The sequence below is a fragment of the Fibrella aestuarina BUZ 2 genome, from assembly GCF_000331105.1.
Taxonomy (GTDB): domain Bacteria; phylum Bacteroidota; class Bacteroidia; order Cytophagales; family Spirosomataceae; genus Fibrella; species Fibrella aestuarina.
In genome coordinates this window covers 4,218,393-4,244,937 of record NC_020054.1, presented here as the reverse complement: position 1 = coordinate 4,244,937, position 26,545 = coordinate 4,218,393, and the positions used below count along the sequence as shown (strand labels likewise).

Genomic DNA, 26,545 nt, shown 5'->3' with positions numbered 1-26,545 from the left:
AAATGCGCAGGATCGTGGTGCCCGGCACCGGCCTGGCCGACTTGAAGATGGCCCCTTCTTCCACAAACCCCTTTTTCCACTCATTAAACCCTTGACCAGCAGCACTGGTGACTGATACAATCAGTTGGCGCGAGTGTAGTAATCCACATACCCATCAGCCACTTGATCTTCGTATACGGTCAACTCGCTATCCGTGTGATCCAGTACAACCAAGTTGACTGGCTGATTACTAGTACTGCTCTGTTGACCACTGCTGTTGTAGAAAACGATCTTACTTAGCGTGATTGTAGCTTGTTTCTCATTTGGCCTGGCATTGGCGATTGGGGTATAGTTGTAACGGCCTGTCTCCCGTGTTACGCCAGCGATCAACCGTGCGTAGGTGCCTGCCGAAGTGAACCGGAGTATTGACGTTTCCTGGGGCGTGACTGTCCACCCGCCAAGACCGCCTACTGATTTAGTCAACCGCCAGTTGCCCAATAGTTTAGCGTTTTCTGATGGGGTTATTGTTGATGAGTCACGCTGGCAGTTGCTCAGAAAAACCAGACCCAAGATGAGTAAAAGAAATAGTCGAATTGACATATATAATTCGTCGTTTGGTACGAAGATTCGACATTAGATTCCCTGGTTTCACTCGGAACTTTCCGTTTTTTCAGAGAATAAGATCAACCCTATTTAAATCATCAATAAACTCTGCTTTCAAAAACTTGGTCCCTAAGAAGCCCCAATCATGAATTAGGGAAAATATGGTTAGCTCTAAAAACGTAATTCCACTCAAACTCAGATATAATCTAGGTCATTAATTTTTTCGAATACAAATCCGTACAGCATCACGAAGTATGATTAAAGTTATTGGTAGTATTAATAATAAGATGAAAACAAAGAAAATGGTACAGCTATCAAGCGTAAGTAATGCAAGGCATACGGTTTGTATATTACACAAACCCCATATTACTTTCTATTTGTTCATCACTAAGAGTATGTTGGGTAATTGCAAAAAGCCGGTAGTTGGTCAGTGGTTGCTACCGCAGCGGCGGACCGTTGTTTGGTCATTACTTTGTTTCTTGGTTGATACAAAGTTGACTCGACTGCTAATCCTCATCAATTCTCTACCAAGCTCTTAACCGAATCTGCTGCCAGAAAATCGCAAATACCCCCGTTTGGAGTCGAACACGTGGCCTGAGACCAGTTGTACCATGAAAAAAATAAATTATTGTTGCCCTGACTTTGAAGTTGCTGCTAAAGTTCCTCCTACGACAGCACCCGCAATCAGAATCGTCAGATACAAGCCAAACGCATATCTAAGACTAGATGAGCCTCGGCTTTTCTATCTTACAATAGGATATTATCGCTTCGAAAGAGATTCAGCAAAACTAAGTATATCATTTTGTCCTTTCTGCGGTTCAAAGCTGAAAGACTATTATAATAGAGATGAATATGACAACGAAATAGAAGGTGAGACTTTTTAAATCGTGTTGGAAGGTTTGTATAGCGGCTAGCTTGAATGCGTTGAGCATGATCTGTGTGGTGGCTAATTCTAATTTCCGAACACCTTTTAAGTGTCTTCTATCCCGCGAAAATGATCCCACGCGGCTCGACCAGCTACTAATTTATAGTGTCATACTGAATGTGAAGAATACTCACATGCAGCATCTGTCCTGTTAATCAAACCAATACCTGCTAGCTTTCTATAAGAATTTGATCTTTGTTAACTTAAGACTACTTCACGTTAAATTCGGCAAAACCACTTTCGAGTCCTGCAGGCGTACCATTACGAAAGCTATATTGGCCCAAGCCGATGTATAAGTGATCGTTGACAGAAAACCCGACCGAAGAATGAAGTGCTTTATCGGAACTAGTCAATAAACTAGCCGAGGTCTGACTTAGTTGATTGACAGCTGAATCATAAACAAATAACTGGTTAGCAATTGAACTCGTGCTGTCAAAACCACCATCCGTTACGAACCATATCTTGTTGTCGGCTGACAGGCCAAGTTGAAGGCTAGGGGAAACAGGCATACCATTACCAAACGGATTTGTCGTTAGCTTAAGCGTCAGTTCATTGGTTTGCGGGTTTAACTCGTAGATACAAACATACTTATCTTCATTGCTGAGGGGCTTTCCTACTTTAGCAGCTGGGTAGGCGTTGACTGCCCAATAAGCCTTGCCATTGAGCACTACTGACTGAGTTGAGTTACCATAAATCAGGCCTGAAGGTAAAGTAAATGGTGTGTCGAAACGTTTGGCCCACCTCGAACTTGCTGGCTCGTATTCGTAGCAATAAATTCTATACTGGTTAGTAAGGCTACCGTTGGCGAAGCCATTAACGAAGGAACAGGCGTAGCCTCGTCCACTAGCAAAAAAACCAATATAGTTATCTGGATAAGGATTGCCATTGCCCGGATAAGGATTGGTCGATGTCCAAGTGTCAGTTGTTGGATCGTAAACGTGTAGAAAGACCGGAAAATCAGTCGTGCCTGGTATGGCAGCTGTGCTCTGTCCGCCTAAGTAAATTTTGTCAGCCGACGAGAAGGTAAACAGCTTAATGGCAAAGAAGCCGGCCCTGCTCAATTCGGGTAGTTGAGGAGGCTTTGCCTTGGCAGTGTATGAACGATTAATGGGGTCATACTGCCAGAATTGCTCCTTAGCGTCAAGTACAAAGCATTTCGTGCCTAGCTGCATGGCATAAGCCAAACCACTTGGACCATTAGTAGTCGGGGGTGAGATATAGGCAGATTGCGGCTTGGTTGGTGCAGCAGGATGATCAACGGTACAGCTGCTAAGCCAGCTTGCAACAAAACTCAGCAGAAAGATAAAAGAAGCGAATCGATTCAGCGGTAAAGCCATTTCTTCGAAGAGGTAGCAGAGTGAAAAATCTGTTTAATAAAGAGTGTTCGTTGTTTATTGAGATTCGGAGCAGAGCTGATCCTGATACATTGTTACACTAAAAAATACGGTGTCATTCTCTGAATATGGCCTCCTGGCTTAAAGGCTGACGCTCCCGCTTCGTAGGCTTCTTGAATTATCCGGGATACTGACGTATGTCGAAAGATTTAATATTATTAATTTGATTGTCAAGAGGTTATTGCCAAGTATAAGCCTCCTCTGAATAATTATGGCTAGCAATGGGCAATTGTACCAACTGGGCTTGATCGCCGCAATTGTTCCTTTGTAAGTCTCTTAGTTAATTTTCTTTTCACGAAACCGCACAAGTTGTGCGGTTTCGCACAAACGAATTGACTGGTATTTAAGGCAAGTACTTGCAAACCAGTTACATAGAAACTGGCACGGCGTTGGCAACTCCATTGGCAAATTGATTTGTTGTATGGACCGTGCTCTTGCTCCTGAATTTGTTACGCGTTCCCGCCGAAAACCCTGGCTGATTGGGGGGCTGGCGGTGGTGGCCCTGCTGGGCGCGACGCTGGGGGTACGTTCCCTGTTGAAAACGTCGGTCGAAGCGACCAAAATTCGTACGGTGGTGGTTGGGTCGGGGCCCGTCGATAACACGCTCAACGCCACGGGCGAGATCATCCCGGCCTACGAACAGATTATGACGAGCCCCATCCGGGCCAGTATCCGGCGGGTGCTGCTGACGCCGGGGGCGCGGGTACGTCCCGGTCAGGCGATTGTCGAGCTGGATAAATCGCTGACGCAGATCGAGTACGAAAAGCTTCAGGATCAGCTGGCGCTTAAACAGAACGGCATCGAGCAGCTACGCATGCGGCTGGACAAGAATCTTTACGATGCTGACATAAACGATCAGATCAAGCTGCTGAATATCAATAAGCTACAGGCCGAGGTCGAAAACGCCCGTCGGTTGCTGAAAGTGGGCGGCCAAACGCCCGAAGATGTCACCCGCGCCGAGAACGCGCTCCGCATTGCCCAACTGGAAAAGAAGCAACTGGAAAACGACCTGGCCTACAACCGGCAGTCGATGGGAGCGAGCCTGCGCGAGACGCAGTTGCAGGCCCGCATCGAAAGCACCAACCTAAAGGTGATGGCTCAGAAACTCCGGCAGGCCGATATCCTGGCCGACCGCGCTGGGGTGCTTACCTGGGTCAACGAAAACGTGGGGTCGGCGGTGAACGAAGGCGAGATGCTGGCCAAAGTGGCCGATCTGGGGAGTTTTCGGGTCGACGGGTCCTGCTCCGATGCCTACGCCGATCAGCTACGGGCGGGGTTGCCGGTGGTGGTGCGCATCAACGATACCGAGCTGCGCGGGCAGATTACCCAGATCAAACCGTCGGTGCAGAACAGCACGATTCAGTTCGCGGTCTCGCTCGATGACAGTCGGCATGCGTCACTGCGACCTAACCAGAAGGTGGAGGTCTTTATCGTGACGAACCGCAGCGCGCAGGCTGTGCGGGTACCCAACGGACCGGCCTTCAAAGGCAAGCGCAAGCAGGTCGTGTTTGTGATGGGCAGCGGCAACGTCGCCCATCGGCGGGAGGTGGAACTTGGTCTGTCCAATTTCGACTGGGTCGAGATCAAAAGCGGCCTCAAACCGGGTGAGCGCGTGATCCTGACCGATCTGAGTGAATTCAACCATGTGGACCAAATCACGATCGCGAACGAATGAAAAAGCGAACCAGTGATCGGATGGGCGTGGAGGCCGGTGCGTTAGTAACGTACCCAGTACAGTCAGCCTACATAATCTTCGTACTAGTCATGCTGGGTACGTTGCTGATGGGCTTCCCCGCGTTGGCGCAGCCGACCCCTCGGACCGCATTGACGCTGACGCTGGGGGAGGTGGTGAACCTGGCCCGTACACAGTCGATTGCGAGTCGGCAGGCGGCGACGTTGCAGAAAACCAACTACTGGAAATACCGCTCGTTTCTGGCGGACTACAAGCCGCAACTGAGCCTCGACGGCTCACTGCCCAGCTTCACGCGCTCATTCATCCAAGTGCAGCAGCCCGACGGCACCATCGCGTTCCAGCCCGTGTCGAACAACAATTCGCTGCTGAACCTCGCGCTGAGCCAGAACATTCCGCTGACGGGCGGGTCGATCTACGTGCAGCATCAGTTGCAGCGGTTCGACAACTTTCTCGACCGCAACACGCTCTATAACGGCATTCCGTTTGCCATTGGCCTGAGTCAGCCGCTGTTTCGATACAACCCCATGAAGTGGGCGCGGCGCATCGAACCGTTGCGCTATGCCGAAAGCAATCAGCAGTACATCGAGGCGCTCGAACAGGTGTCGCTGGATGCCACGTCGCTGTATTTCGATCTGCTGGTGGCGCAGGTGAACCTGCAAATTGCCGAGACGAACCGCGCCAACAACGATACGCTGTTTACCATCGCCCAGCACAAGCTGGCCCTGGGGCGGCTCTCGCGCAACGACCTGCTGCAACTGCAACTGAGCGTGCTGAACGCCCGCAAAGACCTGGCGTCGGCGCGGCAAACGGCGGAGGTGGCGTCGCTGAAACTGCGCTCGTACCTGAATTTGGCGACCGAAACGGGCGCTGGGGTACGTCCCTTCGAGCTGGTGATTCCCGACGGGGTACGTTCGTTCGAGGTCGATCTGCAACAGGCGATCCGGCAGGCGTTTGCCAACCGCTCCGATGCCATTGCCTTCCAGCGTCGACAGCTCGAAGCCGACCGCGACGTGGAGAACGCCCGGAAAGAAAACGGCCTTAACGCCACGCTCAACGCCAACTTCGGCCTCACCAACCGGGGCGCGCGGCCAGTGGATGTCTACACGCGACCGCAGGACCGGCAATTTGTTGAGTTGCAGTTTATCGTGCCCATCATGTCGTGGGGGCGGCAGCAGGCCCGCACCGAAACGGCCCGCGCCAACCAGCAACTGGCGGTGCAGAGCATCGAGCAGGCCAAACGGACGTTCGAGCAGCAGATTTACACGCAGGTCACGCTGCTGGACATGCTGCGGCAGCAGGTGAAACTCACCGCCGAAGCCGACCAGATTGCTCAGTCGCGCTACCAGATTGCGCAGGAGCGGTTCCGGCTCAGCGACCTGACCGTGACGGACCTCGGCATTGCCACCCAGGACAAAGACCGCGCCCGCCGCGATGCCATCCTGGCCCTGCGCGACTACTGGCAGTCGTATTACACGCTCCGCTTTTTGACCTTGTATGATTTTGAATCGAATGAAAAACTAAACTGACCACCCCCGGCCCCTCCCCTGCTTTCAGGGGAGGGGGGGGCCTCCGGGAGCTTTGCCGACTAGCGAAGCTACTCCGAAAGACTCCCCTCTCCTTAGTTCAAGGAGAGGGGCCGGGGGTGAGGTCCTTCTTCCATGATACACCTTAAAAACATCGAAAAAGTGTACCGCACCAGCAGCATCGAGACGCTGGCGCTCACCAACGTAAACCTGCACATTGGGGCGGGTGAGTTTGTCTCGATCATGGGGCCGAGCGGCTGCGGCAAATCGACGCTGCTCAACATGATGGGCCTGCTCGACGCCCCCAGCTCGGGACAGGTCGAGATCAACGGGCAGACGGTGACGCAATACCGCGATCAGGAACTGGCGCGGCTGCGGAATCAGCACATCGGCTTCATTTTCCAGAGTTTCCACCTCATCAACGACCTGTCGGTGCTCGACAACGTGGAGATCCCGCTGCTGTATCGTAAAGGAGACGAAACGGGTTCGTCGCGCCGTCAACTGGCGCAACTGGCGCTGGAACGGGTGGGCCTAAGCAACCGGATGAAGCACTTTCCGGGGCAATTATCGGGCGGGCAGAAACAGCGCGTGGCCATTGCGCGGGCCATTGTGGGGCGCCCCAGCATCATCCTGGCCGATGAACCTACTGGCAACCTCGACAGCGGCATGGGCAACGAGATCATGGGTATTCTGCAACAGCTCAACGCCGACGGCGCCACAATCGTGATGGTGACGCACGACGAAACGATGGCCAAGAAAACACACCGCCTCGTTCGCCTCTTCGACGGCTCAATGGTGGGGGACTCAACGTTAATGTACAATGAACAATGAATAATGAACAATGGGCCGGGCGGCGGACCGCTGACGCGTCAATGGCCGGTTGCCCGGCCCATTGTGCATCGTACATTATTCATTGTTCATTCTGACAAGCCATGCTGACGAACTACATCAAAATCGCCTGGAAGGTGTTGCTGCGGCATCCGTTCTACACCTTCATTACCCTCTTCGGCATTAGCCTGACCCTGACGGTCCTGATGGTGCTGACCTCCTTCATCGATCACCTGGTCGGGAGCCATTACCCCGAAGCGAACCGCGACCGGTCGCTGTACCTGCTGCACATGAGCATGCGTGACTCGATGGATCAATCGGGCAGCAACAGCGACCTGAGTTACAAGTTTCTGAAGAAACACGCCCTGTCGCTGCAAACGCCCGAGAACGTGGCGCTGGTGTCGGCCTGGGCCTGGGCCAACGCCTACGTGGGCGACAAACGCATCAGGCTGAAAACCAAGTTCAGCGACGCCGCTTTCTGGGACGTAACCCAATTCACGTTTCTCGAAGGCAAACCCTATTCGGCCCAGAACGTGGGCAACGGCGATATGGTGGCGGTGATCTCCGATGCCTTCCGCGACGACTATTTTGGGCTGGACGAACCGGCCGTGGGCAAAACCATCGAAGTCGATAACACGCGTTACCGGGTAAGCGGGGTGGTCAAATCGGTGCCCATCACCCGGTTGTTTACGGCCGCCGAGGTATACCTGCCCTACACCGTGCCCAAAAGCAATTACCAGCGCGGCGACTACCTGGGGTCGTTCAACGCCATCATTCTGGCCAAAAACAAGAGCGACTTTCCCGCTATTCAGGCCGAATACAAGGCGTCGGTGGGTCGGATTCCGAAGCCGTTTCAGGATGGCTGGCTGAAGGTCTTTCACCTCCACACCGACGCGCTGCCCTACGTCGACACGTTCCTGAGCAACTTCCCGACGGGCCCCGACAGCACTATTCTGTACACCGTCATTGGCCTGATCATGTTCCTGTTCATGCTGTTGCCCGCCATCAACCTCATCAACCTGAACGTGGGCCGGAGTATGGAGCGCGCCTCGGAGATCGGCGTTCGCAAGGCCTTTGGCGCACCGGTGCGCGTGTTGCTGGGGCAGTTTGTGATCGAAAACGTCTTCATCACCCTGCTCGGCGGCCTCATCGCCCTCACGCTATCGGGCCTGACCATCATGCTCATTAACCAGAGCGGCTGGATTGCGCACAGCGACCTGACCGTCAACCTGTCGGTGCTGGGCATCAGCCTGCTCATCTGCCTGCTGTTCGGCGTGGTATCGGGCGTGGTGCCGGCCTGGCGCATGGCCAAACTCTCCATTGCCGACGCGTTGAAAAACTAAAAAGAGCGAAAGAGTGAATGAGCGTTGCTGACGCACAACGCTTCCCTTAACTGGTTATCGCTTCACTCTTTCGCTCATTCACTCTTTCGCTCTTTTACCCATTATGATCCGTCATCTGTTTACCCTGATCTGGAACAAAAAGCGGAGCAATGCGCTGCTGCTTGTCGAACTGCTGGCCTCGTTTCTGGTGCTGTTCGGCGTCACGAGCCTGATCGTCTACAATGTCAATAACTACCGCGAACCCATTGGGTATCAATACAAAGACCGCTGGGTGGTGAACGCCGATTGGGGCCAGGTACCCGACTCGCTGGTGACGCCCATCTGGCAGCAGCTGAAGCAGCGGATTGGGGCGTACCCGGAGGTGCTGGCGGTCAGTTCGTCGTCGGGCAATACGCCTTTTGCTAACGGTACGTCCAATGGGGTGCCTACCTACAACGGTGTAAAGGTCTACACCTATAATTTCTGGACGGACGAAGATTTTGCCCGCACGATGGAGATGCCGTTGCTGGAAGGGCGCTGGTTCGACAAGTCGGATGTGGCCGCGGCGGTGACGCCGGTGGTGGTGACGCGCAAACTCCGCGAGAAGGTGTTTGGCGACGAACCCGCCGTGGGGAAGCTGCTCATCGGCGACGACAAAACGGACAAAAGGCGCATCATCGGCGTGGTTGACAATTACAAGCGGGGCGGCGAATTCGAGAAAGTCGAGGCGGGAATGTTCTACCGGGCGCACCCCGGCGACTGGCAAAACGCGCTCGTGCTCCACGTGCAGCCTGGTACCGATGCGCAGTTTGAGGCGAAGCTGATGAAAGACCTCGGTCAGATCGCCAAAGGATGGAACCTAGAGCTTACTTACATGGCTGATCAGCGCGAAAATCAACATAACCTGTCGCTGGTACCCATGATCATCTTCCTCGTCGTCAGTTCGTTTCTGCTCGTGAACGTGGCGCTCGGTCTGTTTGGCGTGCTGAACGTGAGCATCACCCGTCGGCGGGGCGAAATCGGGTTGCGGCGGGCGCTGGGGGCCACCGAAGGCCGCATTTCACGGCAATTTGTAGGCGAAATGTGGGTGCTGGCTACCTTTGCGCTGGTGCTGGGCCTGCTGCTGGCGGGGCAGTTTCCGCTCATGCATGTGTTTGACCTCGACGCCCGCGTGTACCTCATCGCCATGCTGATTTCCGTCGTGGTCATCTACCTGATTGTCACGCTCTGTGCGCTGTACCCCAGCCGGCAGGCCGCGATGGTGCAACCTGCTGTAGCGTTACATGAGGATTAATTAATGAATAATGTATGATGTATAATGGACAATGAATGATGTCGGGCGCCGACTCATTGTTCATTATACACCGTACATTATTCATTCCCAAAGAATGCTTTTAATCATCGACGACGATACGGCCATTCAACTGTCGCTCTCCCTGCTGTTCCGGCGGGAGGGCTTTGCCGTGCGTGTGGCCGACGGCCCTTTTGAAACGCGGGCGGTGCTGGACGAAGAAACGCCGGAAGCTATCCTGCTCGACATGAATTTCTCGGTCGAAACGTCGGGCGACGATGGGCTGCGGCTGCTGCGGTACCTCCGCGAACGGCTCCCCAACGTACCTGTGATCCTGATTACGGGCTGGGGCAGTATTGGTCTGGCCGTGGACGGCATGAAGGCGGGGGCCAGCGATTTCATCACCAAACCCTGGCAGAACGACCACCTTATTCAGTCGGTCAGGACGGCCATCAACCTGGCCAATAAGCCAGGTACGTTCCCCTCAGCGAGCCGGCGGCAGCTGGACGAGCAGTTTCAGTTCGACAACATCGTGGGCGAGGACCCACACCTGCTCGACGTGCTCACGACCATTGGCCGCGTAGCGTCCACGGATGCGCCGGTGCTGATTACGGGCGAAAGCGGGACGGGCAAAGAGCTGATTGCCGAGGCCGTGCACCAGAACAGCCGCCGCAAACGCCAGCCCTTCGTGAAGGTCAACCTGGGCGGTATCTCAAGCACGCTGTTTGACAGTGAGCTGTTCGGGCACGTGCGGGGCGCGTTCACCGACGCCAAAACCGACCGGATCGGGCGGTTTGAGCTAGCCAACAAAGGCAGCATCTTCCTCGACGAAATCGGCGACCTCGACCCGGCCAGTCAGGTGAAGCTGTTGCGCGTGTTGCAGGACCGGACGTTTGAGCCGCTGGGCAGCAGCAAAACCCGCACCGTCGACGTGCGGGTGATCTGCGCGACCAACCGCAACCTGGAGGAGATGGTGAGGCTGGGTACGTTCCGCGAGGATCTGTTTTACCGCATCAACCTCATCACGGTGCGCCTGCCCGCCCTGCGCGAACGCCCCGCCGACATTCCGCGGCTGGTGAATTTCTTTATCGATAACCTCAAAACGATGTACGCCCGGCCTAAGCTGGCCATCAGTAAAGAGGCGCAGCAGTGGCTCAAAGGGCTGACCCTGCCCGGCAATATCCGGCAACTGAAAAACGGCGTCGAGCGGGCTGTACTCCTGACCGCCTCCGACACGCTGACCGTCGCCGACTTCGAAAAACACCTGACCCCCGCGCTGGCCAGCGCTACGTCCAATGCCCCAGGTCAGTTACCCGCCGTCGGCAGCATGACGCTCGATCAGATGGAACGCCAGATGATCGAACGGGCGATGGCCTATCACCACAACCGCGTGGCCAATGTGGCGCGGGCACTGGGCATCACCCGGTTTGCCCTCTACCGCCGCCTGGATAAATACGGTATTCCGTATGAAAGCAGGGAGTAGCGGGGGTGCCTATGGCGCACGAAGTACCCGGCCCCTTACCCGTTCCAGTCGATTTCGACACGGCGGCCGGTATCGGCGGCGCGGACGATGGCGTCGATGATGCGGATGTCTTTGAGGCCCTCGGCCCCCGACGCAAGCGGCTCGGTGTTGTCGAGGATGTTGGCGGCGAAGGCGTCGAGCTGCCGGATTTGCTGGAACGGCGGTGTGCTCAGTTCGATCTTGCCGTTCGACGAGTCGCCCCGGGCGCCGGTGGCGTTGAAGGCGGGTTGCAGGCCAAACCACTGATACCCCGTAGTTGCGTACAGCCGGTCGACGTACGATGTGTAGGTGGTCGATGAACTCGACAGCGCCCCGCCCGGAAATTCCAGCTGAAAAAACATACTTTCGTAAATGCCTTTGAACACCGCCTTGTCGCGCACGAACCCCTGAGCCGTTACGGCAATCGGGTCTTCGCCGATGGTGCGGCGGGCGCCCTGTACGGCATACACCCCCAGATCCATGATGGCCCCGCCACCCCCCAATTGCTTGTTGAGTCGCCATGATTTTGGGTCGGCCATCGAAAAGCCCAAGGCCGTTTCCATCAGCTTCACCGTGCCCAGCTCCTTCGATTGGGCCAGCCGCCTGACTTCCAGATGATGCGGTTCAAAATACAGCCGGTAGCCTACCGACAGCTTGACGCCCGCCTGTCGACACGCCTGGATCATCTGCTCGCACTCGCGCACGTTGAGGCCCATCGGCTTCTCGCAAATGACGTGCTTGCCTGCTTTCGCCGCCCGAATCACGTACTCGGCATGCATCGCGTTAGGCAGCACCACATACACGATGTCGATGGCGGGGTTGTCGGCCAGGCGGTCGAACGTTTGGTAGTCGTAGACGTTTGCCTGGGGAATGGCGTATTGCTGCATCCACGCCTGGGCTTTGGCGGGCGTGCCCGTCACGATGCCGGCCAGTTGGCAGCGTTCGGTATGCTGAAGGGCGGGGGCCAGTTGCAGCGTGCTATACGTACCCAGCCCCACCAGCGCCACGCCCAGCTTACGGTCGGGGGCAACCGAAGGCCACGGGTTCGCCTGAGCGGTTAATAACGCACCGCTGCCGAGCGCCGCCTGGCCAAGAAAAAGTCGTCGGTTCATGAATTGTGAGAGCGGACATTCCGCAAGACATCGACAAGATACCGAAATACCCGTCTCCTTTTCGTTATGCGTTTTCAAACCCGTTACCTCGTCTATATTCTGCTGCTCCATGCCCTGCTGGGCTGGCTGCTGTTCACGGAACTGCGGCAGGAAAAGCCCCTGTTCGCGTCGAAAGAGGTGCTGCTGATTGCCGTTGAAGTGCTGATTATCCTGTCGCTCTACACCGCCTTCTCCATATACCGGGCGTTTCGGCGGCCGTCGGCCTTTATTGCGTCGGGGATCGAGGCTATCCGTGATAAAGACTTCACCATCAAGTTCGTGCCCACGGGGAATAGCGAAGTCGACGAACTGATTCGGGTCTACAACCTGATGATCGATCAGTTGCGGCAGGAACGTACCCGGCAGGCCGAGCAGCAGTTTTTTCTGGATAAACTCATCGACGCGTCGCCCATCGCCCTGCTGATTTTCGACTTCGACGCGCGCGTGGCGGGCATCAACCCCAAAGCCCGGCAGCTCCTGAAATGCCCCGAGGCCGATCTGCTCGGTAAGCCGCTGTCGGCCATCGACCACCCGCTGCTGAACCAACTGGATACCCTGCCGCTCGATCAACCGCAGATCGTCAGGCTGACGGGCGTGGAGACGTACCGGGTCTTGCGCGGGCAGTTTATCGACCGGGGTTTTGGGCGGCAGTTTCTGTTTATCGAAGAGCTGACCGCCGAAATCATCGACACCGAGAAGAAGGCCTACGGCAAGGTCATCCGCATGATGGCCCACGAAGTCAACAACTCCATCGGCGCGGTCAACACCATCCTGAGTATCGTGGAGCCGACGGTGGGGGAGGCCGACCTGCAACGGGCGATGCGGGTGGCGATCGAGCGCAACGAGCGACTGAATGGCTTCATGCGGCGGTTTGCCGATGTGGTGCGCCTGCCGGTGCCTCACCGCGTTCGGGCCGACATGGCCGCGCTGGTGCAGAACATCGCCCGGCTGATGGCACCGCAGGCCGAGGGCCGGGCCGTGACGTTGCAGGTGACGACGCCCGACGAACCGGTATGGTGGCTGATGGACGAATCGCAACTGGAGCAGGTGCTCATCAACGTGGTAAAAAACGCGCTGGAAAGTTGCCGGGCGGGCAACACCGTATCGCTGGAGCTGTCGGCGCAGCAGTTGCTGATTCGCAACAACGGCGACCCCATCCCCGACGAGGTGGCCGGGCAGTTGTTCAACCCCTTTTACAGCACCAAACGCGACGGGCAGGGTATCGGCCTTACGCTCACCCGCGAAATCCTGCTCAACCACGGCTTCGCCTTCTCGCTACTGACCGAACCCACCGGCGAGACCGTGTTTCGGATACTGAATGTATAATGGATAGTGTACAATGTATAATGGGTTGCTGACGCACGGGTGATTTCGCGTCAGCAACCCATTATACATTGTACACTATCCATTATACATTCAAATCACCCCCGGCAAAAGGCTTCCCACAGGCGGGTGTAGAGTACTTTGGCGTAGTCGCGCAGCCCGGCGGCGCTGCCGTTGATGACAACCGGCGCAAACCGACGTTTGGCGGTGGGCATGGCTTCCATCCGGATCGACGGGCGACCTTTAGTGCTGGCCACCAGTCGCAACCCCGCATCGGGCAGGTCGATATGGGCATCGTTCGGGCGGGCCGTGGGGTCGGCGTTGGCTAACTGATGGGTAAATTGGTGCAACCGATTGGCATCGTACCAGGTCAGCAGGGGCATCTTGAGGCGATCGGTCTGAAGGCCCCGTTTGCCCACAAAATGCAGCGACAACAGCGAGCGGTTCGCGTCTTGATCGCGGCGATTCTGAACCAGTACGTCGAGAAGTTCGAAGGGCACCGGCTCGGCGGAGGTAGATAGTTCGATGTTCATAGGGTTGATGAAATTGGTACGGAGTAAACTGCCCTTCCTGCTTTTGGGTTTTGTATTTCGGGACCGCGAAGAGGCCCAAATTACGAACGCAGGTCGCTATACGTTGAGACTCATTTCCTTAGCGGACGTCAATTTTTATCCAACGGCCCATCATTTGTTGACATGCTCAGAATTGCCTACGCTCCGCTCTACAAGCACGAATTGCCCACCGGCCCCAACGGCGAACCTCACCGGTTCCCGATGATCAAATACGAACTCATTCATGAACAGCTGCTGTACGACGGCACCTGCACCGAGGCCAACTTTTTCGCGCCCAGTCCCGTCGATGATCGGTGGGTGCTGGGCGTGCATACGGCTGGGTACGTCGACGCCCTCAAAACGCAGACCGTCGACGCCCGCATGGTGCGGCGGATTGGCTTCCCGATGTCGCCCCGGCTGATCGAGCGCGAATGGGTGATCACGCAGGGCACCCTTGATGCCACGCACCATGCCCGCCGCGATGGCGTCGCCATGAACGTGGCGGGTGGTACGCACCACGCTTACCCCGATCATGGCGAAGGCTTCTGTCTGCTCAACGACGTGGGCGTGGCGGCCCATTACCTGCTCGAAACGGGGCAGGCCCGCCAGATTCTGGTCATCGACCTCGACGTGCATCAGGGCAATGGTACGGCGGTCATGTTTCAAGGCGAGCCGCGCGTGTTCACCTTCAGCATGCATGGCAAAGACAATTACCCGCTCAAGAAAGAGCAGTCGGACCTCGACGTGGAACTGGCCACCGGCACCCGCGACGATACGTACCTGAACTTGCTCTACGACACGTTGCCCCGCCTCCTGACCGACCAACAGCCCGACTTTCTGTTCTACGTGGCGGGCGTCGATATTCTGGAAACCGACCGGCTGGGTAGACTGGGCGTGTCGATGACCGGCGTGCAGCAGCGCGATCAGTTTGTGTTCGAAGAAGCCCGGCGGGCGGGCCTGCCCATTGTGGTGTCGATGGGCGGCGGCTACTCGCCCCGCGTGGCCGACATTGTCGATGCGCACTGCAACACCTTTCGCACCGCCGCCAATTTGTATTTCTAGGCTGGTTTGGCGCGCTCGGGTCGTCAAAAGCGGGTCGATCAGCCTTATCTTGGGGCGAAAACAGGCCCGCTATGGTATCGACCGCTTCCGCTACATCCAGCCCATTCCGGGTGCTCACCCGCGTCGACTCCATCGACGTGCTGCGGGCGCTGACCATGGTGCTGATGATCTTTGTCAATGACCTGTGGTCGCTGACGGCCATTCCCGGCTGGCTGGAGCACGTACCTGAAGGGGCCGATGGCATTGGCCTCGCCGATGTGGTGTTCCCGGCCTTTCTGTTTATCGTGGGGCTGTCGATCCCCTTTGCCATTCAGCACCGACGCACCCGACACGAAACCGACGCGCAGATCGCCGGGCATGTCCTGACCCGCGCGGCGGCCCTGCTGGTGATGGGGCTGTGGCTGGTCAACGGCGAATACCTGAACGAAGCGGCCACGGGTATTGCCCGCCTCGGCTGGAATGTGCTGGCTTGTACCGCCTTCATCCTCATCTGGAACACGTACCCCAAGGCGCTATCGCCAACGCGCCGCCGCGTTGGTCAGCTCCTTGGCTGGGTAGTGTTGCTGGCGCTCGCATTTGCATACCGAGGCGAGTCGGCCGAACGATTCGAGACCCACTGGTGGGGTATTCTGGGCCTGATCGGCTGGTCGTATCTGGTGGGGGCATTGGCCACGCTGCTGGCTCGTGAGCGCATCGCCGTGCTGGCCCTGATCTGGGTGGGCTTCTGTGTGCTGAGCATGGCGGCTAAAACCTACACGTTCCCGCCGCTGGTGCAGTGGATACCCGACGCCATCCGGGGAGGCACCCTCGCCGGGCTGACGTTGGGCGGTGCGCTCACGGCTACCGTATTCCGGTGGTGCGTCGAACGGGGCTACGGGCGGGCCATGACCCTCGGGTTTCTGCTGGCGGCGGCCGGGCTGATCGGGCTGTCGATCTACACCCGACCCATCTGGGGGCTGGCCAAACTGGGCGCTACCCCCGCCTGGCTGTTTTTGTGCAGTGCCTTTACGTTGCTCGCCTTTACGGCCCTGCACTGGCTGGTCGACGTTGCTGGCAAAGGCCATTGGTTCCGGGCGATCAAACCCGCCGGGACCGACACGCTGCTGTGCTACCTGATCCCTTATTTCGCCTACGCCCTCGTTGATTTCTTTGATCTTCATCTGCCTGCCGTGCTGCTGACGGGCGGTGTTGGGCTGATCAAATCGCTGCTGTTTGCGTTGCTCTGCGTGGGCGTGACCGGTGGCCTGAACCGGCTGGGTATCCGGCTGAAGCTGTGACGCCGCCCGACGAACGGCTCAATTCTGTAATAGTGACCCTTTTGGCCTAATCGCCAACACTTACCTAACCCTTCCCGCTTGTTTCTGCGTGTTAACAACTAACCTCACTGCCTCAACACCCGGCCGTATCTGTCTGTTTGGCGAACATCTCGACTACCTGGGTTTGCCGGTCATTGCCGCCGCCATCGATCGCCGCGTTGCCCTCACGGCCCGCCCCGACCCCATTGATCGCCGCTTTCGTATCCGCCTGCCCGATATCGATCAACAGGTCAATATTTCCTTCGATGGGGGGCGCCTGCCGTATCCCCACGACCGGGATTACCTGCGGTCGTCCGTGAACGTGTTGTTGCAGGAGGGCTTCACCTTCAGCCGGGGGGTCGAGGCTACCGTACGCGGTACCATCCCGATCAACGCCGGGGCGTCGAGCTCGTCGGCGCTGATTGTTAGCTGGCTGAATGTGCTGAGTCAACTTGCCGATGTACCCCGCCACCTGCCGCCTATGACCCTGGCCGAACTGGCGTACCGCGCCGAAGTACTCGAATTTGGCGAACCGGGCGGCATGATGGACCACTTCGCCACCGCCGTGGGCAACGTGATCTACCTCGAATCGCAACGACCCGACGGCACGTCCGCCATCACCCTGGAAACCCTGACGCCCCAACTTGGCACCTTCGTGCTGGGCGATTCGAGGGAGCCAAAAGACACCATCGGCATTCTGCGGCGGGTCAAACTCGGGATGCTCGACGTGGTGCAACGCATCCGGCAGAGCCGCCCCGACTTCTCGTTGCACACGGCCGCGCTGACCGACGTACCTGAGTTCAAAGACCAGCTTTCGAAAGACGAATACATCCTCCTGAAAGGCACCCTTGCCAACCGCGATCTGCTGCGGGAGGCCCGCACGCTGCTCCAGACGCCTTCCGCCAACGTACGGGCGTTTGATGGGCGGCTGGGTACGTTGCTGACCGAGCACCAGGCCAACCTGCGCGATGCCCAGCGCATTTCGACGCCCAAAATTGATCGGATGCTCGAGGCAGCGCTGTCGGCGGGGGCGCTGGGCGGTAAAATCAACGGCTCGGGTGGGGGCGGCTCCATGTTCGTGTACGCACCCACCGGGGCCGACGCCGTTGCCGACGCCATTGACCGGGTGGGGGGGAAGGCTTACGTGGTGCGCGTAGCCGAAGGCACGACCCTGACCACCGACTGACCCGCCCACCGCCCCCGCCTTGCGGGGCAAACTCATTTATACGCTGCTGTTTGCCTTATCCCATCTGCCTGGCTCATGCTGCTCTTCGTTGGTACGATCACCTCGCTGGCCCTGCTGGTTCGGATTCTGGCCAATCCGCTGGCTAACGTGTTTCAGAAGAAACTCACCCACCAGTCGGCCGACCCGTTGTTCGTGACGGCGGTGACCTACACCGGCTTGTTCATCGCCTGCCTGTTCGTTTATCGCTGGGAGACCGCCCGGCACCTGCGCCTCGACTTCTGGGCCAACGCGCTGCTCATGGGGGTGCTGGCCGTGCTGGGCAACACCCTGCTGGTCAAAGCCTTGCAGACGGGCGATTTGTCGGTGCTGGGGCCGATCAACGCCTACAAGGCCGTGGTCAGCCTGGTGGTGGGCGTCGTGCTGCTGGGCGAAGTGCCGAGCGTAGCTGGCCTGTTGGGCGTTGGGCTGATCGTGGCGGGGAGCTACGTTGTGCTGCAACCCAAACGCGGGGCGGGCGGTGGCGGCTGGCGGCTGATGGGGCAACCCGAAATCCGGTGGCGCGTGCTGGCGCTGATCTGCTCGGCCGTCGAGGCGGTGTACATCAAAAGGGCCGTGCTGCTGGCCGATGCCACCACCGTGTTTGTGGTCTGGTGCGCGCTCGGCTGCGTGTTGTCGTGGGGTTGGTACGGCAGCCTGCACCGCTCGACGCTGGTGGGCCAATGGCAGCTGGTAGCCAAACACCGCCTGAGTTACCTGGCCCTGATTGCGCTGGTGGGCCTGATGCAGCTATCGACCACCGTGGTCTTCAGCGGCATGCAGGTAGGCTACGCGCTGGCTCTTTTCCAGACCTCGGCGGTGGTGAGCGTGCTGTTTGGCTACCAGTTTTTCGGCGAGCGCCAGTTGCTCCCCAAACTACTCGGCGCCACGATCATGGCCATCGGCGCCGCCCTCATCGTCCTCGTCCGGTAGGGGTTGCTCTGCCCGAGGTAGACTTCCCGTCTGGCGGCACTGGGTTGGTTTTTGGTTCGATGGTAAACCAGCCGTAGCCGTAGCCCGGTAGCTGGATATCCCCCGTTTTGTCGATCGGCGATGGCCCTGTTTTTCCGTTTATCCCGATGCCCCGGGCTCCCCTTGCCCCTTCAAAAAGCCCCCGGATGGTTTGTGGATGCGGGCTGAAATTATGAACCGTCACCACCGTCCGGTTGGGACCTTCGCTGGCCAGGATCAGCACGTGTGGCGAATGGCTTTTTCGCAGCTGCCAAACGCCCTGACCGATTTCGGGGTACTGCTTCCGCAGTCGAATCAGCCGTCGGATGTGCGTCAGTAACGACGCCGAATCCTGCCGCTGGGCGGTTACATTCACATTGGCGTACCTATAGGGGCCTTGCTGAATCGGCGGACGTATCGGTTGGCGGGCGGTCGTAAACCCGCCGTTCGGTCCGGCCAGCCACTGCATAGGCGTGCGGATGGCGAGCCGTTCTTTCAACCGGAGGTCATCACCCATGCCGATTTCTTCGCCGTAGCGCAACACCGGCGTGCCCGGCAGGGCGAACAGCAGGCTATACGCCATCCGCAGTTGAGCGGGGTTGGCCAGCATCGGGGCCAGCCGTCGGCGGATACCCCGCTCATAAAGCTGCATGTTTTTGTCCGGCCCCATACGGGCATACACCGCCTCGCGTTGGCGTTTGCTGAGTCGGCCGAGGTCGATCTCGTCGTGGTTACGCAGAAAGAAGGCCCATTGGGCCGTCGTGGGTACGTCCCTGGTAGCTTCCAGTGCTTTTTCCAGTGTTCCGACGTCGCCCGTTGCCAGGGCGTAGAACAGAAACTGGTTGACGTAGAAGTTGAACATCATCTGCATGCCTTCGCCGTACTGCCCGAAATACTGCTTGTTTTCCTTCGGGGCCACATTGGTCTCGCCCAGCAGCAGCGCATCGCCTTTCTGCCACTGGATGAACTGCCGCAGCCACATCAGCAAATCGAACTGAAGGTCCGGGTTATTGACGGACGTGCCGGGTACTTCAATGAAAAAAGGCACCGCATCGAGCCGGAACCCGTCGATACCCAGCGCGAGCCAATGCCGAACGACGTTGCGCAACTCGGCTTGCACGGCCGGATTCTGGGCGTTGAGGTCGGGCTGAAAGCGGTAGAAACGGTGATAAAAGTAGGCCCCCGCCAGCGAGTCGTAGCTCCACGTTTCGTGCTGAACGCCGGGGAAAATCATGCCCTTGTTCCAGTCGCGGGGCCGTTGTTGCGACCAGACATACCAGGAACGGTAAGGCGACTCTTTGTTGCGCCGGGCCTGCTGAAACCAGGGGTGCTGGCTGGAGGTGTGATTGACCACTAGGTCCATCACGACGCGAATGCCCCGCTTTTTGGCTTGTTGAATGAAATTCCTGAGGTCCGCCTGCGTGCCCAGGCGGGCATCGATGCCGTAGAAATCACTGATGTCATAGCCGTCGTCCTGGTTGGGGCTGGGCTGGAAAGGCGCGAGCCAGAGAACGGTTACGCCCAGGTCGCTGAGGTAATCCAGCCGTCGGGTCAGGCCGTTGAAATCGCCCACGCCATCACCGTCCGAATCCTGGAATACCTTGACATCGAGGTTATAAACGACGCCTTTTTTATACCATAATTCCTGGATAAAGTCGGTCGGCCGCGGTTGCCCCGTCGCTTTGTAGGTTGGTAGAAGAAGAGGAAGCAGCAGGGTCAGTAACACACGACGCATGGACACAGACAGTGGGTTCGTTCCCCTACAACTGACCGATCTGGAAAAGGTTACCTTACCTGATTGACGCCCATCGGTCGGGCCGAAACCGGGTATCCAGGCGCCTGCTCGCTTAGGTATACACGCAAAAAAGCGGCCCTTTCATCGGCTGGCTCAGGCTGTTGGGTCGTCCTATTCCCTTTCTACTACAACACCGCGACTTTTGGCTACATCCGGTTGCTGACGGCTTCTGACTTTTGTCCCAACAAAAAACGGAAGCAATGAACATAGCCAACAGCACCATTCTGATTACAGGCGGAACCAGCGGCATCGGGTTAGAGCTGGTCAGCCAGCTTACGCAGCAGGGGGCAACCCTTATTGTCACAGGCCGTAACCTGGAGGCCTTACACGCAACAAAAAGCCGGTTTCCCCAGGTCCACATCGTGCAAAGCGACGTGAGCAACCCGAACGACATCGAACGGCTTTACCAAGCGGTCACCCAACAGTTTCCCGCCCTGAACATGATCATCAACAACGCCGGGCTGATGCGGCTGATCGATTTGCAGGATACGCGCCACGATTTGGCTGATATCATTCGGGAGATCAACACCAACCTGTCTGGAACCATCCAGATGGTGCATCAATTTTTGCCGCACCTGCTAACGCAAAAAGCCGCGGCCATCGTCAATGTGTCATCGGCCATTGCCTTCATGGCGTATTCGTCTGCGCCTATTTACAGTGCGGCAAAAGCAGGGGTGCACGCCTACACAAAAGCGTTGCGGTTGCAACTTGAGGATACGAACGTCAACGTCTTTGAACTGATTCCGCCGGGGGTGAATACCAACCTTCAGACTACCTGGGCGGTACAGCCCGATCCTGGCCAGATGATGGACGTCGATAAACTGGTCAGCGCTGCCATTAAAGGACTGCTCAACGATACGTGGGAGATTAAGCCAGGCTTGGTAAACGTGATTAAGTTCGCCAGCCGGATTGCGCCCGCTTTCATTGAGCGGAACCTGGGACACCGCGAGTTTAAAAAATTCAAACAGATCACCAAGCCATGATCAAGACGCTATTCTCCGTAGGGTTGTTAGCCATTTCGGCGTTCCTGAGCCTCAAACACGGCTGGGACGCCTTCCAGCCTGCCAGCGCCGAACAAACCAGCTTGCTGGCAGATCTGGGTATCAGCAAAGCCATCATGCCGTATTTTGGGGTATTTTCCATCGTGATCGGGCTGATGCTGCTTTTCCCGCAAACCTTCTTCATCAGTAATGTGCTGAACGCGATCACCATTGTGCTGATCATGGCCTTAGCGTTACGGGCGGGCAACGTGAGCCTGGCGTTACTCGAAATTCCGTTTCTGGCCATGCCGCTGATCCTGATTAGGTTGACCTATCCGTTTACATGCTAAACCCGCTTTTGGATCATGGCCGCGCCGAAACCATACCGAATCGACTCCATTACGCAGATTCATCGGCTGATGGGACTGCCCAGTCCCCACCATCCCCTCATCGGCATCATCAACCTGAAAGATCTCAGAGGGCTAGCAACAGATCCGGCTCTTAATACCGTTCTGTTAGACCTGTATGTGGTTTCGTTGAAACGAGGATGCGATAAACTACTGTATGGGCAGCAGCATTATGATTTCGATGAAGGGTTGATGGCGTTTATGGCGCCCGGACAACTGCTTCGGGGTGACGAGAACGGGGTGCCGCCTCAGCTCGAAGGCTGGATGCTGTTCATTCACCCCGACTTCTTATGGAATACGTCGCTGTCCAGGAAGATAAAGCAGTACGACTATTTTGGCTATTCCACCCACGAAGCCCTGTTTCTGTCCGACAAAGAAGAGGCGATTATCAACGGCATCATCGACACCATCCGGCACGAGTATCAGGCCAATATGGACAAGTTCAGTCAGGACGTCCTCATTGCCCATCTGGAGGTGCTGTTCACCTATGCCCAACGATTCTATGAACGGCAGTTCATTACCCGGAAAGTGAGCAGCAGTAAGTTGCTCGAACGGCTGGACGACCTGCTGACTGAGTACATCAACGGGGATGAATTGAGTACCAAAGGCCTGCCTACGGTTCAACAGCTTGCTGAGGCGCTGACGGTGTCGACCAAGTACCTGAGCAGTTTGTTGAAGCAGCTCACGGGGCAAACCACGCAGCAGCTTATTCATCAGAAGCTGATCGACAAAGCGAAAGAACGACTGTCAACGACGGAGTTGTCGGTGGGCGAAATTGCCTATGAATTAGGCTTCGAGCACCCACAGTCATTCAATAAGCTGTTCAAAGCCAAGACCAATCAAAGCCCCCTGGCGTTCCGGGCTTCGTTCAACTAAACGACTATCGCTTTACGGACATGTCTCGCAATGGCGAATACCTTGGCGTTGAACGTACCTGAGGTAGGATCGACGCTACATCCGTAACGTCCGGCGCGCGACCGGGACACCGATCAGGGTTATCATCAAGAAAATCCGCAACGGCTATTGGACAAAAGTTACCTGTTTCCGTATTTGGAAACGCATTGCACCGAATCAACACAAGAGAACGTGATTATAGAGCTATAATTGGTTGATTATCAATAAGAAATAGCTTCGTTGTGTTGCGTCCGAGACTACATTGGGTGTCCCATTCAGGTGAGTGGCGTGGGCGGCCTCGTCTGACAGATCGCTCGTCTCTACAGAATACGTTTTAGATATTTATACTTTTACTGCAAGGAAATGCTTTGTCAAGGAGAAGATCTTGAAAAGATTGATTTACAAAGATTCATAGATTCTAATGCTATGGTTCTTAATTTAATCAATGACCCTTTTTATAAATCAGAACCCAATTATTTTGTTAATAAGGACTGGATGTCTGTTGAAATAGCAAATGATTTTTTTATTGAAAGACATAGTTTTGCTATTTTTCAGAATTTAATGGAATTAAATAAGGAGGATTATTTCTTAGCTACCTATGCTTGCCCTTCTAAAATGACACCTTATTACAAGATTCCAGTTGACATTGATATTAATAAAATAAGAGAATTTATTGATGATGTTGATCATGGTCTGTATCGGTATATCGATTGGTATTTTATCAGCCTCTCAATGAAATGGGCTGGAATCTCAGTCTATGATGGTGACTCGCTGTATGTAGGCTATGATCGGAAGTTTGCACCAGCTTTACAAAACCTTGTCGAAAGCAATCAAGATTTTGTAAAATTCTTTTGATTGCTTAGCCCTAGAATGGGTTAACACTAAGTTCGTCAATTTATGGTCGACAGAGGAACGTACCTATGCCTATGATATACCGCTCGGCGGCTTCAGCGGACATAGTTCGACCTATCGCGGTTTACTTTAAATTGTGCGTTGTTGGTTAGTGCTGCGGGGTCCACTTACCTCGGACAGGACACTATCCGGCTAGCCAAACCGGAACTCAACGTGGAAAAGGGCGTAGAGGTTGTCACGTACCTTCGTTTTGGCTTATCTTTCGTTCACCATCAGCCTTTGTGGCGTTGGGTAGCCACACAAATGACTCAGTAAACAATAGCTGGACTGCGCTTACAATAAACGTCAGTTCGCAATAGTTGACGTGGTTCTCTGCACAGGTTTGTCCTATATTAACTTTTCTATTCAAAACGTCATTGATTCGATGAAAAAGATTGTCTTCTCAGCGTTGATTTTAAACTTGGCAGCCTGTGCTTCTGTAGGTGTTCAGGTGCTGAAACAGCAACCCGCCAAGGCCAGTAATTGCGCTATTGATGTGTACGCTGACGAAAAAGATGTGAAGCGCGAGTATGAAACCGTTGCTCTTATCGATAGTAAAACGGGTTCGACATTGTTCGACAAAAAAACTATTTCGGCAGCCATTGATTTAGCGAAGCCAAAAGCCTGTCAGGCAGGAGCCGATGCCATTATCGTAATGTCCTCTGACCGGCGAGGGGTAAATCTTGCTTCATATGGCGAAGCGAAAGCAACTATAAAGGCCATCAAGTATAAATAAGATCATTGGGTATTCACTTAAATAGGGAATCTCGGGCGGCCAACTAAGTCTGTAGTGACTTGCCTATCAGCAACACTTGGGGGCCCTACCAAACAAGTAAAGCGTGTGCCTGCCGTTGTCTCGGCCACAGGTCGCACGGGCTGGAATGCAGCGTTTAGCCCTCCGTTGTCGGCCAAAACCCGACAACACAAACACCTTGCTTGGGATAGGGTAGGCCCCCGGTCCGGTTTCTCGGCGATATAGCCTAACTGTTTCCTAACGCTAACCTGATCACATGAAAAGCCAAAAAATTGAAGAGATGAGCAATGAGGCATTGCTCAAACAAAAAAAAACAACGGAACTCGCAACGGGTATGTTGGCTGGGGCGCTTTTGATGTTGCTGGTTATGGTCGTGCTTTTGGCAATCAAAAAAGGGCTTGATGCAACCAGCATAGGTCTGGGTGTGATTCCTTTTGCATTGATGCCCATACTATTGCTGAACTGGAACAGTTTAAAAACATTGAAGAAAGAACTCAACTCCAGGCAAAACGTGATTTGAGGCGTAACGCCATAAGACTAACCAAAATGCTTCGCATAGTCGGCCTCTCAGTAGCCGAACGCACGTCCCGCTGGCAAGCAACAGCCTAACAGGATGAGCGTATGAAGGGCCAGTACGTTCGTTTCAGTGAGTTGAACGGACTACAGCTACACCCTTTGGCGCTGAACGACTAAAACGCTGATCGTTGCAACCATTCGCTGCAGGCGGTAATCGTTACCCCAAACAGGCCGCTCCGTTTGGGGGTAGCCATGAACATTGGGCGAACAAATGGGGAAGAAACTGCGAATCGGCTGCCTGTTACTCAGTCTGTCGTTGGCGGCGTGTACGCATACGAACGAGGCGCCAAAAGCGATCCAATACGGCTCCAATAACGGAACGTACCTGACCATCCACGGTACGAAGCTGTACTATGAGGAATACGGCAGCGGAACGCCGTTACTGCTGCTGCACCAGGGCCTCGGCTCAATTGAAAACGTGGGTGACCTCATTCCCCAACTGGCCAAACACTTCAGAGTCATCGCCCCCGATGCGCCCGGACATGGCCGCTCCGAGCAGGCCGATAGTCTGAGTGGCGACCTGTTGGCCGACTACAGCTCCGCTTTACTTGACAAGCTTCAGCTGGACAGTGTCTACGTGATGGGGTGGAGCATGGGCGGCAACACGGCCCTGTTGCTCGCCGCCAACCGGCCCGACAAAGTGAAAAAAGTGGTCAGCGGAGCGTCCAACTCGAAAGCCAGCGGGCTAACGCAGGAGGGGCGGGATCTGTTAGACGCCTATACCGTAGATGCGGTGAAGGAAGACAAGGACTGGCTCGACCACTATCAGCGGCTGAATCCACAACCCGACAAGTGGGTCAAATTCTGGGAGGATAACCAGAAAATGTGGGCGAGAGAAATCAAACTATCAGACCGGCAGTTGGCCAGTATTAGGGTGCCGGTCTTGCTTGTTCGGGGTGATCGGGATATGATTCGGTTAGAGCATAGCCTGGCGCTCTTTCGCTCGCTCAAGCAAGGCCAATTGTGTATTTACCCAAACACGGGGCATGATATGCCGGAACAGAAAAGTGAGCGGCTTTGCCAACTGGCCATCGACTTTTTGACTGACAAAAAAGGCAACGCTGTGAGCCCGTAAAATCAGATTTGTGGGGCCAAAAGGCGTTGGTATTTATTTTCTCGAAAGAAAGGTGGGTTCGGGTGTGGTATTCGTTCGATCGGCTCAGCTTCGGTTGGTCAGGCAAACAAGAAGAAACATCGGCTATTACCTCGAAACGGCCCAACTGATTGTTGGCGTATCCGCTCAATCTTATGACAGACAACAATAAAGCGATCTTGGAAAAGGCGAACGCGGCCATTGCCAAAGGCGACCTGGACGGGTTTCTGGCGTTCTGCTCCGACGACACCGAGTGGACATATGTCGGCGACATAACCCTTACAGGCAAAGAGGCCGTGCGCCGCTATCTGGAAACGACCAATAGCGAGCCACCCAACTTCACTGTCACCAACCTGATCGCTGAAGGGGACTTCCTGACGGCTCTCGGCGACATCATCATGAAAGACAAGGATGGGCAGCCGGTCCGGTATGCGTACTGCGATGTGTGGCGTTTGCGCGATGGTAAGCTGGCCGAGCTAAAGGCCTTCGTCATCAAAACCAACGCTGACGACTAGATGATGTAGGTTGAGGAGGGTTTGTC

At 55.8% G+C, this 26,545-nt stretch carries 23 protein-coding genes; 19 read left to right on the top strand and 4 right to left on the bottom strand.

The features are described from left to right. Positions 1–1,716: 1,716 nt before the first annotated feature. A complete protein-coding gene (locus FAES_RS17355) occupies positions 1,717–2,844 on the bottom strand; it encodes a Kelch repeat-containing protein (protein WP_015332535.1) in 1,128 nt (375 codons plus the stop codon). A gap of 478 nt (positions 2,845–3,322) precedes the next feature. On the opposite strand from FAES_RS17355, the gene FAES_RS17350 reads away from it, so the two are divergent. From FAES_RS17350 to FAES_RS17325, 6 genes are all read left to right on the top strand, one after another. Continuing rightward, entirely contained in the window at positions 3,323–4,576 is a 1,254-nt protein-coding gene (locus FAES_RS17350; RefSeq protein WP_015332534.1) for an efflux RND transporter periplasmic adaptor subunit, read from the top strand. Next, complete coding sequence (locus FAES_RS17345; protein WP_374755356.1) at positions 4,573–6,120, top strand: TolC family protein; 1,548 nt, start codon at positions 4,573–4,575, stop codon at positions 6,118–6,120. The genes FAES_RS17350 and FAES_RS17345 overlap by 4 nt, the downstream gene beginning before the upstream one ends. Positions 6,121–6,252: 132 nt before the next feature. Continuing rightward, complete coding sequence (locus FAES_RS17340; RefSeq protein WP_015332532.1) at positions 6,253–6,948, top strand: ABC transporter ATP-binding protein; 696 nt, start codon at positions 6,253–6,255, stop codon at positions 6,946–6,948. A 101-nt stretch (positions 6,949–7,049) separates the two neighbouring features. Further along, positions 7,050–8,288, top strand: a complete 1,239-nt coding sequence (locus tag FAES_RS17335; protein ID WP_015332531.1) for an ABC transporter permease — start codon at positions 7,050–7,052, stop codon at positions 8,286–8,288. A gap of 103 nt (positions 8,289–8,391) precedes the next feature. Next, on the top strand, positions 8,392–9,561 hold the full coding sequence (locus FAES_RS17330) for an ABC transporter permease (protein ID WP_015332530.1): 1,170 nt from the start codon (positions 8,392–8,394) through the stop codon (positions 9,559–9,561). Between the two features lie 94 nt (positions 9,562–9,655). Beyond that, a complete protein-coding gene (locus FAES_RS17325; RefSeq protein WP_041258042.1) occupies positions 9,656–11,041 on the top strand; it encodes a sigma-54-dependent transcriptional regulator in 1,386 nt (461 codons plus the stop codon). A gap of 35 nt (positions 11,042–11,076) precedes the next feature. Here FAES_RS17325 and FAES_RS17320 read toward each other — a convergent pair whose 3' ends face one another. After that, positions 11,077–12,171, bottom strand: a complete 1,095-nt coding sequence (locus FAES_RS17320; protein WP_041258040.1) for a Gfo/Idh/MocA family protein — start codon at positions 12,169–12,171, stop codon at positions 11,077–11,079. 66 nt (positions 12,172–12,237) lie between these two features. Between FAES_RS17320 and FAES_RS17315 the strand changes: the two genes are divergently transcribed. After that, positions 12,238–13,536 carry a sensor histidine kinase gene (locus FAES_RS17315; RefSeq protein ID WP_015332527.1) on the top strand — a complete coding sequence of 433 codons (1,299 nt, stop codon included), beginning with the start codon at positions 12,238–12,240 and terminating at the stop codon, positions 13,534–13,536. 95 nt (positions 13,537–13,631) lie between these two features. On the opposite strand, the gene FAES_RS17310 is transcribed toward FAES_RS17315, so the two are convergent. Further along, complete coding sequence (locus FAES_RS17310) at positions 13,632–14,066, bottom strand: hypothetical protein (RefSeq protein ID WP_015332526.1); 435 nt, start codon at positions 14,064–14,066, stop codon at positions 13,632–13,634. 162 nt (positions 14,067–14,228) lie between these two features. On the opposite strand from FAES_RS17310, the gene FAES_RS17305 reads away from it, so the two are divergent. The 4 genes from FAES_RS17305 to FAES_RS17290 all read left to right on the top strand — a co-directional run bounded on the left by FAES_RS17305 (position 14,229) and on the right by FAES_RS17290 (position 18,596). Then, positions 14,229–15,146, top strand: coding sequence for a histone deacetylase family protein (locus FAES_RS17305; RefSeq protein WP_015332525.1), 918 nt, complete (start codon positions 14,229–14,231; stop codon positions 15,144–15,146). A gap of 71 nt (positions 15,147–15,217) precedes the next feature. Beyond that, positions 15,218–16,423, top strand: a complete 1,206-nt coding sequence (locus tag FAES_RS17300; protein ID WP_015332524.1) for a DUF5009 domain-containing protein — start codon at positions 15,218–15,220, stop codon at positions 16,421–16,423. An 88-nt stretch (positions 16,424–16,511) separates the two neighbouring features. Further along, complete coding sequence (locus FAES_RS17295; protein WP_015332523.1) at positions 16,512–17,627, top strand: mevalonate kinase family protein; 1,116 nt, start codon at positions 16,512–16,514, stop codon at positions 17,625–17,627. 75 nt (positions 17,628–17,702) lie between these two features. After that, positions 17,703–18,596: an EamA family transporter gene (locus FAES_RS17290; protein ID WP_015332522.1), complete on the top strand. Its 894-nt coding sequence runs from the start codon at positions 17,703–17,705 to the stop codon at positions 18,594–18,596. On the opposite strand, the gene FAES_RS17285 is transcribed toward FAES_RS17290, so the two are convergent. Further along, positions 18,577–20,349, bottom strand: coding sequence for an alpha-amylase family protein (locus FAES_RS17285; RefSeq protein ID WP_015332521.1), 1,773 nt, complete (start codon positions 20,347–20,349; stop codon positions 18,577–18,579). The two genes, FAES_RS17290 and FAES_RS17285, sit on opposite strands and share 20 nt — an antisense overlap. Before the next feature lie 260 nt (positions 20,350–20,609). Here FAES_RS17285 and FAES_RS17280 point away from each other — a divergent pair, with 260 nt between their 5' ends. The 8 genes from FAES_RS17280 to FAES_RS17245 all read left to right on the top strand — a co-directional run bounded on the left by FAES_RS17280 (position 20,610) and on the right by FAES_RS17245 (position 26,519). Further along, the gene (locus tag FAES_RS17280; protein WP_015332519.1) at positions 20,610–21,392 is read left to right on the top strand and encodes an SDR family oxidoreductase; all 783 of its coding nucleotides are present in this window, start codon (positions 20,610–20,612) and stop codon (positions 21,390–21,392) included. After that, positions 21,389–21,739: a hypothetical protein gene (locus tag FAES_RS17275; protein WP_015332518.1), complete on the top strand. Its 351-nt coding sequence runs from the start codon at positions 21,389–21,391 to the stop codon at positions 21,737–21,739. Before FAES_RS17280 ends, FAES_RS17275 begins: the two co-directional genes overlap by 4 nt. Positions 21,740–21,754: 15 nt before the next feature. Further along, positions 21,755–22,672 carry a helix-turn-helix domain-containing protein gene (locus FAES_RS17270; protein ID WP_015332517.1) on the top strand — a complete coding sequence of 306 codons (918 nt, stop codon included), beginning with the start codon at positions 21,755–21,757 and terminating at the stop codon, positions 22,670–22,672. Positions 22,673–23,053: 381 nt separating this feature from the next. Further along, entirely contained in the window at positions 23,054–23,545 is a 492-nt protein-coding gene (locus tag FAES_RS17265; protein ID WP_041258038.1) for a hypothetical protein, read from the top strand. Positions 23,546–23,966: 421 nt separating this feature from the next. Next, positions 23,967–24,317, top strand: a complete 351-nt coding sequence (locus FAES_RS17260; RefSeq protein WP_041258036.1) for a hypothetical protein — start codon at positions 23,967–23,969, stop codon at positions 24,315–24,317. A gap of 274 nt (positions 24,318–24,591) precedes the next feature. Further along, on the top strand, positions 24,592–24,855 hold the full coding sequence (locus FAES_RS17255; protein WP_015332516.1) for a hypothetical protein: 264 nt from the start codon (positions 24,592–24,594) through the stop codon (positions 24,853–24,855). A gap of 267 nt (positions 24,856–25,122) precedes the next feature. Beyond that, positions 25,123–25,986 carry an alpha/beta fold hydrolase gene (locus FAES_RS17250; RefSeq protein ID WP_015332515.1) on the top strand — a complete coding sequence of 288 codons (864 nt, stop codon included), beginning with the start codon at positions 25,123–25,125 and terminating at the stop codon, positions 25,984–25,986. Positions 25,987–26,159: 173 nt separating this feature from the next. Then, the gene (locus FAES_RS17245; protein WP_015332513.1) at positions 26,160–26,519 is read left to right on the top strand and encodes a nuclear transport factor 2 family protein; all 360 of its coding nucleotides are present in this window, start codon (positions 26,160–26,162) and stop codon (positions 26,517–26,519) included. Positions 26,520–26,545: the final 26 nt, after the last annotated feature.

Bases quoted from the DNA above. Each gene is read 5' to 3' on its own strand.
- FAES_RS17355 (WP_015332535.1), bottom strand. From the start codon at position 2,844: ATGGCTTTACCGCTGAATCGATTCGCTTCTTTTATCTTTCTGCTGAGT.
- FAES_RS17350 (WP_015332534.1), top strand. From the start codon at position 3,323: ATGGACCGTGCTCTTGCTCCTGAATTTGTTACGCGTTCCCGCCGAAAA.
- FAES_RS17345 (WP_374755356.1), top strand. From the start codon at position 4,573: ATGAAAAAGCGAACCAGTGATCGGATGGGCGTGGAGGCCGGTGCGTTA.
- FAES_RS17340 (WP_015332532.1), top strand. From the start codon at position 6,253: ATGATACACCTTAAAAACATCGAAAAAGTGTACCGCACCAGCAGCATC.
- FAES_RS17335 (WP_015332531.1), top strand. From the start codon at position 7,050: ATGCTGACGAACTACATCAAAATCGCCTGGAAGGTGTTGCTGCGGCAT.
- FAES_RS17330 (WP_015332530.1), top strand. From the start codon at position 8,392: ATGATCCGTCATCTGTTTACCCTGATCTGGAACAAAAAGCGGAGCAAT.
- FAES_RS17325 (WP_041258042.1), top strand. From the start codon at position 9,656: ATGCTTTTAATCATCGACGACGATACGGCCATTCAACTGTCGCTCTCC.
- FAES_RS17320 (WP_041258040.1), bottom strand. From the start codon at position 12,171: ATGAACCGACGACTTTTTCTTGGCCAGGCGGCGCTCGGCAGCGGTGCG.
- FAES_RS17315 (WP_015332527.1), top strand. From the start codon at position 12,238: ATGCGTTTTCAAACCCGTTACCTCGTCTATATTCTGCTGCTCCATGCC.
- FAES_RS17310 (WP_015332526.1), bottom strand. From the start codon at position 14,066: ATGAACATCGAACTATCTACCTCCGCCGAGCCGGTGCCCTTCGAACTT.
- FAES_RS17305 (WP_015332525.1), top strand. From the start codon at position 14,229: ATGCTCAGAATTGCCTACGCTCCGCTCTACAAGCACGAATTGCCCACC.
- FAES_RS17300 (WP_015332524.1), top strand. From the start codon at position 15,218: ATGGTATCGACCGCTTCCGCTACATCCAGCCCATTCCGGGTGCTCACC.
- FAES_RS17290 (WP_015332522.1), top strand. From the start codon at position 17,703: ATGCTGCTCTTCGTTGGTACGATCACCTCGCTGGCCCTGCTGGTTCGG.
- FAES_RS17285 (WP_015332521.1), bottom strand. From the start codon at position 20,349: ATGCGTCGTGTGTTACTGACCCTGCTGCTTCCTCTTCTTCTACCAACC.
- FAES_RS17280 (WP_015332519.1), top strand. From the start codon at position 20,610: ATGAACATAGCCAACAGCACCATTCTGATTACAGGCGGAACCAGCGGC.
- FAES_RS17275 (WP_015332518.1), top strand. From the start codon at position 21,389: ATGATCAAGACGCTATTCTCCGTAGGGTTGTTAGCCATTTCGGCGTTC.
- FAES_RS17270 (WP_015332517.1), top strand. From the start codon at position 21,755: ATGGCCGCGCCGAAACCATACCGAATCGACTCCATTACGCAGATTCAT.
- FAES_RS17265 (WP_041258038.1), top strand. From the start codon at position 23,054: ATGCTTTGTCAAGGAGAAGATCTTGAAAAGATTGATTTACAAAGATTC.
- FAES_RS17260 (WP_041258036.1), top strand. From the start codon at position 23,967: ATGAAAAAGATTGTCTTCTCAGCGTTGATTTTAAACTTGGCAGCCTGT.
- FAES_RS17255 (WP_015332516.1), top strand. From the start codon at position 24,592: ATGAAAAGCCAAAAAATTGAAGAGATGAGCAATGAGGCATTGCTCAAA.
- FAES_RS17250 (WP_015332515.1), top strand. From the start codon at position 25,123: ATGGGGAAGAAACTGCGAATCGGCTGCCTGTTACTCAGTCTGTCGTTG.
- FAES_RS17245 (WP_015332513.1), top strand. From the start codon at position 26,160: ATGACAGACAACAATAAAGCGATCTTGGAAAAGGCGAACGCGGCCATT.